The 14,199-nt window shown below is 42.7% G+C and carries 9 protein-coding genes; 4 read left to right on the forward strand and 5 right to left on the reverse strand.

Going from position 1 to position 14,199, the window contains the following annotated elements:
• Positions 1–146 precede the first annotated feature (146 nt).
• Together glgB and BM283_RS03095 are read right to left on the reverse strand one after the other, a co-directional pair.
• Positions 147–2,318, reverse strand: coding sequence for a 1,4-alpha-glucan branching protein GlgB (gene glgB / locus BM283_RS03090; RefSeq protein WP_090689309.1), 2,172 nt, complete (start codon positions 2,316–2,318; stop codon positions 147–149).
• 50 nt (positions 2,319–2,368) lie between these two features.
• Positions 2,369–3,850: a glycosyl hydrolase family 57 gene (locus BM283_RS03095; protein ID WP_090689312.1), complete on the reverse strand. Its 1,482-nt coding sequence runs from the start codon at positions 3,848–3,850 to the stop codon at positions 2,369–2,371.
• A gap of 932 nt (positions 3,851–4,782) precedes the next feature.
• Between BM283_RS03095 and glgX the strand changes: the two genes are divergently transcribed.
• On the forward strand, positions 4,783–6,909 hold the full coding sequence (glgX, locus tag BM283_RS03100) for a glycogen debranching protein GlgX (RefSeq protein WP_090689315.1): 2,127 nt from the start codon (positions 4,783–4,785) through the stop codon (positions 6,907–6,909).
• Between the two features lie 53 nt (positions 6,910–6,962).
• Here glgX and BM283_RS03105 read toward each other — a convergent pair whose 3' ends face one another.
• Positions 6,963–7,526, reverse strand: coding sequence for a c-type cytochrome (locus tag BM283_RS03105; protein ID WP_090689318.1), 564 nt, complete (start codon positions 7,524–7,526; stop codon positions 6,963–6,965).
• Positions 7,527–9,331: 1,805 nt separating this feature from the next.
• Between BM283_RS03105 and BM283_RS03115 the strand changes: the two genes are divergently transcribed.
• Complete coding sequence (locus tag BM283_RS03115; RefSeq protein ID WP_175492004.1) at positions 9,332–9,805, forward strand: Slp family lipoprotein; 474 nt, start codon at positions 9,332–9,334, stop codon at positions 9,803–9,805.
• A 365-nt stretch (positions 9,806–10,170) separates the two neighbouring features.
• Here the strand turns inward: BM283_RS03115 and BM283_RS03120 are convergent, their stop codons facing one another.
• Together BM283_RS03120 and BM283_RS03125 are read right to left on the reverse strand one after the other, a co-directional pair.
• Entirely contained in the window at positions 10,171–10,878 is a 708-nt protein-coding gene (locus tag BM283_RS03120; RefSeq protein ID WP_090689329.1) for a winged helix-turn-helix domain-containing protein, read from the reverse strand.
• Between the two features lie 234 nt (positions 10,879–11,112).
• A complete protein-coding gene (locus BM283_RS03125; RefSeq protein WP_090689332.1) occupies positions 11,113–11,559 on the reverse strand; it encodes a phosphate-starvation-inducible PsiE family protein in 447 nt (148 codons plus the stop codon).
• Positions 11,560–11,926: 367 nt separating this feature from the next.
• On the opposite strand from BM283_RS03125, the gene BM283_RS03130 reads away from it, so the two are divergent.
• Positions 11,927–12,694, forward strand: coding sequence for a DUF3450 domain-containing protein (locus BM283_RS03130; RefSeq protein WP_090689335.1), 768 nt, complete (start codon positions 11,927–11,929; stop codon positions 12,692–12,694).
• A complete protein-coding gene (locus tag BM283_RS03135; RefSeq protein WP_090689338.1) occupies positions 12,691–14,175 on the forward strand; it encodes a MotA/TolQ/ExbB proton channel family protein in 1,485 nt (494 codons plus the stop codon). Before BM283_RS03130 ends, BM283_RS03135 begins: the two co-directional genes overlap by 4 nt.
• Positions 14,176–14,199 lie beyond the last annotated feature (24 nt).

Here is a 14,199-nt window from a genome sequence, read left to right on the forward strand (position 1 = left end):
GATGAGATTATGCTATCACGTATCGCAGGTACAGTGATCTAGCCTGTATGATAAACAATAGCGAAAAACTCAATAACTAACTATAAGATATTTCGAATGTCTGCCATCAACCAGGCAATCCAGGCTAGCTTCAATATCTCATAAATTTACGTCATGAAATCAATTCTCTCCAGAATGACTGCGCCTAATGGCGGCAGCGTTAAGCTTATGGAATACGGTCTTCCGTTCCATTCTATGGCTTCTGCCACTAGATTTACCTCACCATTGCCTACATTGCTCCCCGCATAAAAATTCGAATCCGAATTAAAAATTTCTTTATAAGCACCCGATTCTGGCACACCCATTCTGTAATTTTCATGGAGGACGGGGGTAAGATTAAGGGCAACCACCAGAAAATTCTCATCTGACTTGCGCAGATAGGTTAAAATCGAATTTCTGTTGTCATTACAATCAATCCATTCAAACCCATGCCAATCAAAATCATATTGATGAAGCGCTGTAGTGTGGTGATACAGGTGGTTCAAATCCTTCACTAGCAGTTGCACACCTTTATGGTTGGCATACTCAAGTACATACCAATCTAGAACTCCAGCACTGTTCCATTCAAGTCCCTGACCAAATTCTGTCCCCATAAAGAGCAATTTTTTACCGGGATGAGTAAACAAATAAGTATAGATGAGGCGCAAGTTGGCAAAACGTTGCTGCTCATCACCGGGCATCTTGTTCAGCATGGAACCCTTACCGTGCACGACTTCATCATGAGAAAACGGCAAAATAAAGTTCTCTGAAAAAGCATACAACATACTGAACGTAAGAATATTGTGATGGTGCTGACGATAAATGGGATCCTTGGACCAGTAGGCCAGAGAATCATTCATCCATCCCATATTCCATTTAATATCAAATCCAAGTCCACCGCTATCGGCAGGTTTTGTCACTTGTGGCCAGGAGGTCGATTCTTCTGCAAAAATCAGCACACCCGGACACTGGCCATGAACAACAGTGTTGACTTGACGCAAAAAATCAATAGCTTCCAGGTTTTCTCTGCCACCGTATTGATTAGGTATCCATTCTGTGCGTGAGTAATCAAGGTAGAGCATGGAGGCCACTGCATCTACCCGTAATCCGTCAATATGGAATTGTTCCAGCCAATAAAGCGCACTTGAGAGCAGGAAATTCTTTACTTCATGGCGGCTATAGTTAAAAATCAGGGTAGACCAATCCAAGTGCTCACCTTTACGTGGATCGCCATGCTCGTATAACGGTGTACCATCAAAACGCGCTAAGCCATGCGCGTCCTTGGGGAAATGAGCAGGCACCCAATCAAGAATAACTCCGATATGATGCTGGTGCAGATAATCGACAAAATAACGAAAATCATCTGGAGAGCCGAATCGACTGGTAGGCGCATAATATCCGGTCACTTGATAACCCCAGGAAAGATCAAAAGGATGTTCGGTTATTGGCAGCAGTTCGATGTGAGTGAACCCCATTTCAATCACATAAAGTACCAGCCGATGGGCTAATTCCCGATAGTTAAGAAATTCACCTTCCGTGCCACGTTGCCATGAACCGAGGTGAACTTCGTAAATTGACACGGGCCGATGTTGCCAATCAAACTGGCTACGTTGCTCCAGCCAATTTTGGTCACCCCACTGATAGCTGCTTTCTCTAGCAATGATCGATGCATTGCGTGGACGTAATTCAAATTCTTGTCCATACGGGTCAATTTTTGAGTGGATAGTGCCGTATTCCCGATTACGGATCTCATATTTATAGAGCATGCCGGGATGAACATCAGGAATAAAAAGCTCCCATACGCCATAATCCCGACGGACACGCATCGGATGACAACGGCCGTCCCAGCGATTGAAATCACCGATTACGCTCACACGTTCTGCGCCAGGTGCCCATACAGAGAACAGCGTACCCCTGACATTGTCAACTTCGTGTGGATGAGCACCCAAAAAACGGTAAGCATGCCAATGTTTTCCTTCAGCAAATAAGTGAAGATCAAAATCACTGAGCTGAGGCAGGTAGGTATAGGGATCATGCGCGATGTGTTCGTAGTTATCGTAATCATGCCAGATAAAGCGGTAGTGTTGCGGCAGGTTGCTACCGTCACCTTGCCATTCAAAGAGGTCAGTGTCACCCACTCGTTGCATAGTCAGTCCGTTTTCTGCAATCGTGACAGATTTCGCATGTGGTTTAAAGGCGCGCACAATTGTCATGCCTTCCTTATGATGACGGCCTAATACAGTAAAAGGATCGTGATGACGCGCAGCAATTATCTTTGCAATGTCACTGTTTGAAAACATTTTTATTCCTTATAGTTAGATCGCACTTAATAATGCGGATCACCCGCTACTCAATGTTTGGTATGTTTGCTAAAATCATTCTTAAGGATTTCATAAGTGCGGCGGCATATTTCACGCCCATAATCCGTCCATAAGCCTTGTCCCCAGTAGCGGTAACAGCTTGTTTGCGAGCAAAGCAGATGAAAGAGGGCATTCCGATAGCAATGTTCATCCGTGGCATGGCCTGATTTAAGCGCTGTGGTGTAAAACAGCTTGCTCACTTCTTCCAGGGGCTCGAGCATACTCTCATAGCCTTTCACCCAAGAAAGATCGTTAGTCCAACTCCCCCCTTCCATATGAAAATTGTGATCTTCCCGCGATAGCGCTTCAATGGCCGCATTGAGTTTGTCTGAACCATCCCCTGGCTGGATATACGCCCAAATCTTTTTATGAAACAAGGGGCGGATGATGGGAAAATCTTCTTCCTTAAGTTGAATGGAATAAAGGTATTCCAGATATTCACTGACGTTGACGCTAGGCGTATCACTATAAGCGCACTCGCGCATAACCTCTTGATATTTGGATGGGAATTCATTCATCATAACGCCACCATTTTCACCATCGGCGATTTGACTGACCACTGGCGGAATATTCTTGCCAGCCAATTCTGTCCGCGACAAGCATTTTGCTTCGTAATAAGGCTGCATTTGGCCGATGAGTTTGGTATCTGAGCCTTGGGTTTTGATAATAGCAACGATACCTGCGGTTGCGCCGTTGGAGTGAGTGCAGACCAAGCGATGCGGTAAGTGAGGTTGTCGCGGCGAGCAGCCACTTTCCAGCTCCTCGACGGAATGCTCTTGAACCAATACCCATTGATAGCCGCACTCTTTTAATGTTTTGATGAATTCATAAGCCACATCGGGATGGTTAGGCAGAGCCATTTCCGAAGGAGAAAAACCGCGCACCCGCTTAAGTGCCTCTAATCCAAAGATTGCAGCAAAATGATGTTGCCAGGCTTTCACGTGCAAGCGATAGTCCTGCACGGGAGTAGACGGTGCCACGGAGTGACCCCAAGGGCAGCCCAGCCATTCTACTGCGCAATTATATTCAGGGTTGCAGGTGATATCTTTAAGGCTGTCTATCACATCGTGCCGCCCCATTTTGCGTATGCCGTGCAGCAGGGTACCCGAGTACTCCAACATGATTTTTGGGTTTTTACCTTCATGAATCAATTGCGGAATATATTCTCCCATCCGCTTATAGCAATAGGCAAACATGGGGGCGTTGTGATTATCGCCGTTGTTCGGATGCTCCATCATGTACTGCAGATTACTGATGAGAGCAGCGGTCTGTAGATGATCACCACCCGCAGGCATAAGTGGCTGATGCATGTGCAGCGCGCAAGCAAATGCGCTTTTTATGCGGCTGAAATCTATCCTGCTATGCGGCAGGAATACAGAATCATTTTGGCATTCCTGAATGACCCTTGCCACAAGATCTTCCGATCCACAAATATTGGGCAGGCCATTGATATATTCGGGTAACTGGTTCATTGTTGTGAATTTCCTTATGCTTGGTTTTTTCTCAAACAATGCACTGTGGGTAATTTATATCGAATATATCTTCAAAAATATATCCATAAAAAAGACCTTTTGCGCAACCCTGAAAATTTTGCGATGGTAAGGAGAAGTCTCTAAATGACAGTTTTATTCCATTTCCAAATCAAACATGACGCGAGGGCGAGCCGCAAACAGTATCCATAATACGGCAAGGTGGCCGATAAAGTCAGTTTTGATTCAGAAATGGAATTAATCACTATTTCTTGGCAGAAAAGTGAAGTTTTACTGCTCTCTTAGGCCATTTTTCCTCATTATGTCCTATTTAGACAGACTGCTCCCTAATAATTCATCTGCGAGATGGTATGGACAGCTTTCCTCAGATTCATGCACTCAGTATGTATCAATCACCGCACCCATGGCACTTTTCATCATCAAAACCGTGTGATTAAATTTGTTCACTGATAGCAGCCAAAAACCTTCCAGTTTGGCTTTTACCATCAGCCGGTTATGGAACCCGCACAATATCGGTTTTATCAGGTAGCGCCTCCAACAATTCGCATGGATCGGTATCAACCGCTAAGAGTCAGCTGTCACTTCTCCCAAGCAATTAGAGCATAATTCCTATACCTTGGGTTGCCCTTTGCTGGTCAGTAAGCTAAGCCTTATCGGATTCATACCTTGTTTCTCACCGAAGTAAGCTATGTTGCAGATCAGATATAAACTCCTTTTTTTGCCTGTGCTTGCCTATATTGATTGCCTCGAATACGTTTTCAACAGTTCGCCAGGAGCAAATAGAAAATATCCTCCAAAAAAAGGATGATCTCCAGACCCAAGAAAATGATAACCCTAGCACAAAGGGAGCTATTAGGGTTAATATAGTAATCAGTTATTAACACTAGCAAATTTCAATCTATTTAGAAAAAAATATGAAAATTTGGCCAGGACAGCCTTATCCTTTGGGAGCCGTTTATGACGGATCTGGAACGAACTTTTCAGTATTTTCAGAAACCGCCGAACGGGTCGAACTGTGTCTTTTTGATGAAAAAGGAAAAGAACATCGCATTGATTTACCCGAGGTAGCAGGGTATTGCTGGCACGGCTATGTGCCCTCCATGGAGCCGGGCCAGCGTTACGGTTTCCGCATCTATGGACCCTGGGATCCTGCTAAAGGTCAGCGTTGTAATCCTGCCAAGTTGCTGCTCGACCCATACGCAAAAGCAATCGATGGGCAAATTCATTGGAATGAAGCTGTTTTTCCATACCGTTTCGGCAAGGGTAGCGAAGTTCGAAGCACCAGCAATAGTGCGCCATACATGCCACGCAGCGTAGTACATCAGCCCCATTTTGATTGGAGTGGGGATCGTAAACTGCAAATTCCCTGGCATGAGACTATCATTTATGAGACCCATGTCAAAGGTCTCACTTATCGACATCCAGACATTCCGCCTGAAATACGAGGCACTTATACTGCTTTAGCCCACCCGGCAATTATTGAGCATTTCAAGCAACTTGGGATAACAGCAGTCGAGCTCATGCCGATCCATCACTTCATCCACGACAAACATCTGATGGATCAAGGTTTGCGAAATTATTGGGGATACAATTCCATTGGTTACTTCGCACCCCATAGTCAGTATGCCTCCCAAAAACGCCCTGGTGCAGCTGTGGCTGAATTCAAACAAATGGTCAAGGCACTGCATCAGGCTGGAATCGAGGTGATTCTGGATGTGGTTTACAACCATACCGCGGAGGGAAACCACCTCGGCCCGATGCTTTCTTTCAAAGGGATCGATAATGCATATTATTACCGACTTGCGGACGATCCACGCTATTACCAAGATTACACTGGCACTGGTAACAGCCTGAACATGCGCAATCCCTTCGTGCTACAGCTCATCATGGATTCGCTACGCTACTGGGTGCTGGAGATGCATGTGGATGGATTCCGCTTTGATCTGGCTGCCACTTTAGCACGTGAACTGCATGATGTGGACCGCCTTTCCGTATTCTTCAATATCATTCAGCAAGATCCGATCATCAGTCAGGTGAAGCTTATTGCTGAACCTTGGGATGTCGGAGAAGGGGGATATCAGGTGGGTAATTTTCCGCCGGTATGGAGTGAGTGGAATGGAAAATATCGGGACTGTGCACGCGATTTCTGGCGCGGAGAGAATCAAACGCTCGGGGAGTGTGCCTCTCGCTTTACCGGCAGCTCGGATCTTTACGAAAACACGTCTCGGCTGCCCTACGCCAGCATTAACTTCATCACTGCCCATGATGGTTTTACTTTAAACGATCTCGTTTCCTACAATGAAAAGCATAATGAAGCCAACGGTGAGAATAACAATGATGGTGAAAACCACAATCGTTCGTGGAATTGTGGTGTGGAAGGCAAGACCGATGACCCCAATGTACTGCAGCTACGCAAACGTCAGCAGCGAAACTTCCTTGTCACGCTAATCCTATCGCAAGGCGTACCGATGCTGCTCGGAGGTGATGAAATCAGCCGTACGCAACAAGGCAATAATAATGCCTACTGCCAGGATAATGAGATTTCCTGGTACGATTGGGAAAATGCGGATAGAGACTTGCTCGTTTTTTGCCAGAAGCTCATCGAATATCGTAAAAACCACCCTGTTTTTCGTCGGAGGCACTGGTTTCAAGGTCAGCCCATTCATGGCAGCGAAGTAAAGGACATTGCCTGGTTTACCTTAGAAGGGGCGCAGATGTCTGAAAACGATTGGGGCCTGGGATATGCCAAGTCACTTGGCGTTTTCTTGAATGGCGTTACGATCCCGAACCCCTACCCACGCGGCGAGCCGGTAAAAGACGATAATTTTTATGTAATTTTTAATGCTCACCATGAAGCGCTAACGTTTACTCTCCCTGGAATGGAGTGGGGGGCCCTTTGGATAAAGGAGCTCGACACCAACATTGGCTGGCTGGAAAACCAAGAATCGTTTAAAGCAGAAAGCCAGATCAATGTAGAAGCCCGTTCCGTGGTAGTGCTGCGTCATTCATCCTTTCATCTTAAATCCATTACCAATCATTGATTACAATCGTTGCACGACCTTTATCCTTAAATATCATCGACACATACCCAGCATTAATGAGGGTGGTCGCCATCATGATGATGATCGTGCATTAGATCATCCCCATGCGTGTCTACCAGTGCGGAATATTGTGCCGCAGTCATTCCATGGAGTTTTTGAAGAAAAGCAGTAATTGCCCAGATTGTTTCATCATTATGCGTGGGCCCCCAAGCGGGCATACCCGTCATTTTGATACCATTTTTGACTACCCAGAAATATCGTTTGGAAAAAAATGATTTCTCACCTTCATCAGTTACGGACGCTCTTTCATAAAATAGCGGTGCTTGTGGGTAAAGGCCGATAGCCTGTGCGGTAGGTTGCTTGCCGGGCGCCAAATGGCATTCGGTACACATGGCATGGTACTGCTTGAAACCTTCTTCAAGCATAACATCCTCATCAAGCACTGGAATTTCGATTTCTTTTGCGCGTGCATTTATCGAACTATCACGAACCCAGCTGATCAGCTTTTCTGTGGGCGCCCAATGCTTATCGGTAGCGGCCATATTGTAGATGCCGAAATTCAATGCAGTCAATAAAAGCACAAGTACAGTCAGTGAAACGATGATAAATTGTTTCAATTTTATTCCTCCCAGGGTTATTCAGAACGATAAATGATGACCTATACAGTAAAGTATCACATCGGCGCAAGCTTCGCGACCCAGATTAATTTAACCTGGATTTCTCAATTGCCCACTCGTTCTGGAATTAATATTATGAAGATAATAGTCTTTCTTATAAATTTCATTCTTACTTCGAAGTATTTTTGTTCTGGAACGAATTGCACCATTTTGTAAGCACGTGGCTGTGTTGCAAACCCACTGGAATAAAATGACTATTCTAAGGAGTGGCGTCTTGCTCTGTACTCGTCAATTCACACACTCTGATGTGTTCCTGCAAAACGTACAGGTTGTTAAGCTCTAATAAAATTAAAAAGGAGCCTAATAACGATGAGTAAAAAGCGCGCGCTATTCAAGTGAATTCAAAGCAAAACTAGCGCTGGCAGCGAGACGTGAAGATGAATCCTTTCCACAGTTAGCAACGCGTCATAATATACATCCGATGCAGATCCCTAGCTGGAAACAGCGACTTATTGAACAAGCCGCCGGGTTATTTTCTAAAAAAACGTCACCTCCAATGAGGAAAGGCATACTACCGATGGCCTATACTGGCTTATCGGTCAGTTGGCGATTGAATGAGATTTTTTGCAAGAAAGCCCAATCATTGAGTCTTGCAAAACGCAAAGAGCAGATTGAGCCCCATAGGAATCTTAGTCAGGTTCGTCAATGTCAATTGTTGAATTTAGCATGTTCAACCTATGATTATTCAGCGCCAAGAAATCATACTGGAGCGCAAGAAAGCATCGTCCCTAATGAAGATCGCCGAGTATTGTCAGCATAGCCCCACAAACTCCAAAGATTAGTATCTCAAACAAACAGCATAAGATGTATACCCTATTTGCTTAAAGACCTCGTTATTAACAAACCTGATCTGGTTTGGCTGCTGACATAACCTATGTCCCCAGGGAAAAAACTTTGGCTACTTTATTGCCATCATAAACTGGTATTCGCATAAGGTATTGAGCTAGCGCTTGTCCAATACATTGAATACCGACTTTGCAATCAAGCACTAGAGACAGCCATTCAAGGTTATGGTTGTCCATAGATCATGAATACTGATCAGGGTGTCCAGTTCATTAGCGATGCACTTGCTTCGATATTAAAGAAGCATTATATCTAGATCAGCACAGAGGGTAAGGATTGCTACTATGAGAATATTTTTTTGAGCGACTATGGCTGTCAATTAAGCAATAGTTTCCATATCCAAGTGAATTCAATAACTTGCAGGAAATAAAGAAAAATTTAATTGCATGGTTTGATGGGTATGATCAAGAATGATTCCATCAAAGCCCTGACAGGCTTACGCCTGAAGAAATCTATCATAATGCTCAAAGAAACCATCTGATTGCCTGAACCTGATCAACTACACTTACCAGAGCTTGATTTTCTTTCAGGTTGCCCAATTAATAGGAACTATATCAAGGTAAAAAACCAGGCAGCAAGTTATAGAGTAAATATTAGCTCATTTCAATGTATTAAAAACTGCGGATGTCATCAGGTAGTAATAAAGACGTAATGTTGAACCGTATAATGATCAATACTAAGTTTATTCCTGTTCTTAGGCTACGGTGTCAGCTTTTATTATTTCTCCCTTTCGTACCACAGCTGGCACCTTTACAGATTTTATCTTTGCAAGAACCATAAAAATCGCATAGATGAAGGCCTTGACCAGTATATTTCTCCAGTGCTCACGCGCTCTAATATATCCTACCAAAAAGATTTTTTACAATTAATAAGAAAGATTTGATATTTCTATGAGATTCTATTTGATTTTAACCAGCTTATTACTAAGTGCATGTTCTACCCTGCCCCTCGCATTTGAAGATCCACATATAACAAAAATTTCATATGCAGAGGTAAACGCAGACATTGAAAGTAATAAAAATACTTTGGTGCGCTGGGGTGGTGTCATTGCGGATGTCAAGAATGATGAAAACTTCAGCTGGATGGAGGTCATATTTTATCCATTGGATTATTATGGTCGCCCCAAAATAAATAAACCCAGCGAAGGACGTTTTGTCATTAAAAGTCCGGAATTTTTAGATCCAAAGAACTATGCTAAAAATAGAGAAATTATTACTGTAGGCGTAATTGAAGGCAGAACTGAGCATATAACCAGTCCCGATAGTTCAGAGCTACCATTGATAACAGCCACAGCTATTCATCTCTGGCCGATAAATTACCGAGACAATTATTACGGACATTGCCGGTTCTGCTATTTTATGCAGCTATTCTGGTAGATGCGAAATTTTTCCGTAAAACGTCACACCATTTTGGGGAATACGAAATTTCTAAAATGCCACCCTATACCATGAGCCTAGCTTACTAATCAAGTATTTAATTACTAGTTTTAGATTCAAGCTTTACTTACTGAAAGGGAGGTTGAACAAAAGAGCGTCTGTGAACACCGAAGATCACCCCTTCTCACTAACATTAAATATAAATATGAGCTAAGACTCATGAAATTTCCAAAAAAGAACAGTTGCAACTAAACACCTTTCATTCCCTCCTGAAAGATGTCTATGAATAATTGGTGTTATTGACTGCGGGTTTAATGATAGGTTACGGTTTGAACAATTTTGGTTTGAGCTAAAACATCGTTAATTTACTCAACAGAAAATCGATAACCAATTCCCCTGACTGTCTGTACCAGATTTTCTTTACCGACTACTTTAAGAGTGGTTCTCAGCCTGCGAATATACACGTCGATGGTACGTTCTTCGATAAAAACATGATCACCCCATAATCGATCTTGCAGTTGGGCGCGTGTATGTACCCGCTCTTTGTTTGCCATCAAAAAATGCAAGAGGCGAAATTCAGTGGGCCCTAATGTAATTTCAGCTGGTTCTAACTGCTTATCCTTGATGTACGCATGTACTCTATGTGTAGCTGGATCAAGTTTTAATCCCCCCAACTGAATAATTTCCTCCGCCATCTCGGGTAAACGCCGACGTAACACAGCTTTGATTCTTGCAATCAGCTCATGAGGTGAAAAGGGTTTGATAATAACATCTTCCACCTCAACCACCAGATTAGCGATTATTTCACTTTCCTGATCTCGAGCAGTTAATATAATAATTGGAATGGATTGGGTACGTTCTTCAATCTTCAACCTGCGTGCAAATTCTACCCTGTCCATATTAGGCAGTACCCCACCAATTATCACAAGATCGGGTAAGACATTGATGATTATTCTGTTAGCTTGCTCCGCATTATCAGCACATAAAGCAATAAGACCTGCTCTTTTTAAATTGAGCGAAATCGTTTCCTGGAGAATAGGTTCATCTTCAACTATTAGAATTGTTATTGTCATACATTATCTCATTCTTAGTATATATAGCTAAAGGATGCTGAGATAATATAAATAAAATTTTACAAATTCGTGACAATAACATGAAAACAACCTTTCATTTGTATAGCTGATTAATTATTTGATTTATTATCAAAAATAAGCAAAGCAAATAAATAGAAAATACTCATCTTAGATTATGACCTGCTAGTTCTCTCTAGCTGACTTCGTTCCTGTTGCGCCTAAAGGTTAGTTGAATCAATCAATAGCATCGGGTGAGAAACGAATAGAAACAATACGCAGCAATGTCAGTACCGCAATCACAGCAATATGTAATCCAAATTCTATCAATGTGTATGCTTTATACCAAAGGCCGATCAACTCTCCGATCAGCACCACTAATGCAACATCGAGGATGAAGGTTACCTTTACACGCCCTACTGCCAGATAAGATTGTAATATGCGAATCAGTTCAAGCACTGCGAGGACCAACACGACATCAATAATGATATGCTCGACAACGTTTGCCCATCCATCCTTGAAAATATGAGGCAAGTTTGACATTAAATTGAGTATGCCTACGCCTATCCACAAATAGAGCGCTAACATCAGGATACCAACTATAAATTGAATGATGCGCAGATGCCAATCACTATCAGTTAACAGGACTATATTTTTTCTTTTGATTATTTCTTGGTTAATCATTGATCCACTCCATTTGATTGAATTATGTGGATTCTTATCTTATAGATTTAATATAAAAGTTTTGTGACGCTCTAATCATTTTTCTTCCGCTACATTCCATCTCACATTATCCACTTATCTTATCAAGAAAAATCAAGCGCATTCGCCTGGGCGCTCATGAATCCCGATTATTTCCACATTTATGTAACTTATTGTATATAAATGAGTTGTTTTGCAGATGACGAGTATTTAATGTTTAATGTCATCTGATCGTAACGATAATGAAATATTCAGCTAGTAGCATGCGGCAATTGCTAATAACGGATTGCAAATTCAGATTGCATGCTATCCGTCTTACCCACTTAATTCATTTTATGCATTGGGACTTATGCTGAAATATTTTCTAAAGAAAACAATTTTATTCATTGGATTGATATTTTTAACTCCTGCACCGACAGCGATGGGAAGTAGTGTGGAGAATCTGGCAAAGGCACTGGCCAAGATTCGAGGCGAAGTCGAGACATTACAAACACAACTGGATACTGAAAAGGAAAAACATGGCAGCAGAATGTCTGCACTCAATTCTCAATTGGCAGATTTAAGTGTGGAAGATAGAAGGCAGAAAATGAGTATTGAGAAACTGCAGCATTCCATAGAAAAAATGACTGCTGACACTAAGAAGGCGGAGCAATCAGGTGAGAGTCTGAAACCCGTCTTACTAGACATACTAAAAAACTATAAGCAGCACATTCAAACAGGTTTTCCATTTAAGACGGAAGATCGTATCAAGGCACTTGAAAATCTGGAGAATAATGTTGCTCAACAGTTGATTGATCCTAGTAAAGCAGCCAGCCAGGCATGGGCTCTAATAGAAGATGAAATTCGACTGAGTAAGGAAAATGGAATTTACCAGCAGACCATAGCGTTGGATGGAGAAAACGTGCTGGTGGATATTGCAAAACTGGGTACGGTACTCCTTCTTTTTCAAACCAGGGATAACAGAGGCGGGATGGCCAAACGATCGGCGGATGGTGGTTGGAAATTTGAGACCGTTGGCGACACCAAGGAATTTGAGCGTATCAAAATTTTATTTGACTCATTGAAGAAACAGATACGTCAGGGTTATTTTGAAATACCAAATCCGTTGAGAAAATGAATAAATTATTATTGATAACACTATTACTGATGGCGGTGACCTCAGCTTATGCCAAAGAAAATAAAGCCACAGATACTTCAGAAAATATAAGCGTATCAACGCCAGAAGAAAAAATCGAAGCTGCGTCACCAAAAAAGCAAGGCTCATCCAAGCAGGAAGTAGTTAATCTGGAAACTGCCTATAAACGCGAGTACGCCTTCCTGGAAGCACAGAAACGGGAGCTGTCTGAACGACTAAAAAACTATCAAGCTACTGCAAACCGCGAGGAACAGGCGCTTCTCAGCAAGATTAGCGCGCTTGAACGCAGTTCTGTTGATCGTTCGGCAAAAATAGACCAACTGACTGCACAGTTAACAGAAATTGAACGTAAAGAAGCCGCCGTTACAGAACGCAGCGATGGTTTGGAAACAACTTACCTTCAGGCGGAAGCGAGCCTCAAAAATTATGGCATTGAAATGCCTGTATCCATGAAAGAAGCTAAAGATAATGATCATGTCAGGGTAAATTTTTTGTTTAACCAAGCATTGTCTTTACTTCAGGGTCTTGGAGAAATTCAGACAAAACCAGGAAAATTTTTTCTGGAAAATGGAAAACAGGCTGCAGGGACCCTTATTTATCTAGGCAATATCGCAGCATATGGAATCAGTCCCGATGGCAACGGCAGCTTGGCTCCAGCAGGAGGCGGCGATTTTAAGATCTGGAAAAGCGCAGGTGCGGAAAGTGCAATTGCTTTGAGCAAAAACCAGCAGCCGGATACGCTAGAGTTATATTTATTTGAATCACGCACTACTGCCGTTGAGGAGATGCATGAGCAAACATTATTACAACATGTCGATTCAGGAGGGGCTATCGGCTGGGTCATCGTGGCACTGGGTGTCATAGGTGGATTTTTTATCCTGATCCGGACTTATTTGCTGCATTCAAACAGTACCGATACGAAACATTTATCTGATCATATCTTACCTCAGCTTGCCGCAGGCGACCTGGATGTGGCAAAGAAAAGCTGTGAAGATAATTCATCATCTGCCATTGGCCGTGTTTTACTGTATACATTGCATCATTTGAAAGATGATCGGGATCACATGGAAGGCATTGTTTATGAGGCGATTCTGCAAGAATCCGGACCCTTGGACCGATTTGGATCCGCTATTTTAGTGATAGCCTCGGTAGCCCCTCTGCTTGGTTTACTGGGCACAGTTACCGGAATGATTGAAACATTTGATTCGATCACCCAGTTTGGTACCAGCGATCCGAGATTGTTGTCTGAAGGTATCTCTATCGCATTAGTGACGACCGAATTAGGACTCGTCATTGCTATTCCAACCTTGTTGCTAGGCTCTTTATTGTCTACTTGGGCGAGAAATATTAAACGTGACATGGAACATTCGGCGCTCAGAATTATTAACATTTTTATGGGCGGCAGACTTGATTTGGAAGAAGCTCCTGTGCCTATTAATGTGAATGAAAAAGTCTTGCCATAAAGAATTCTTGAAATGAATCCCTCA

Origin of the sequence: Nitrosomonas sp. Nm34, from assembly GCF_900113925.1 — a bacterium.
GTDB lineage: Bacteria > Pseudomonadota > Gammaproteobacteria > Burkholderiales > Nitrosomonadaceae > Nitrosomonas.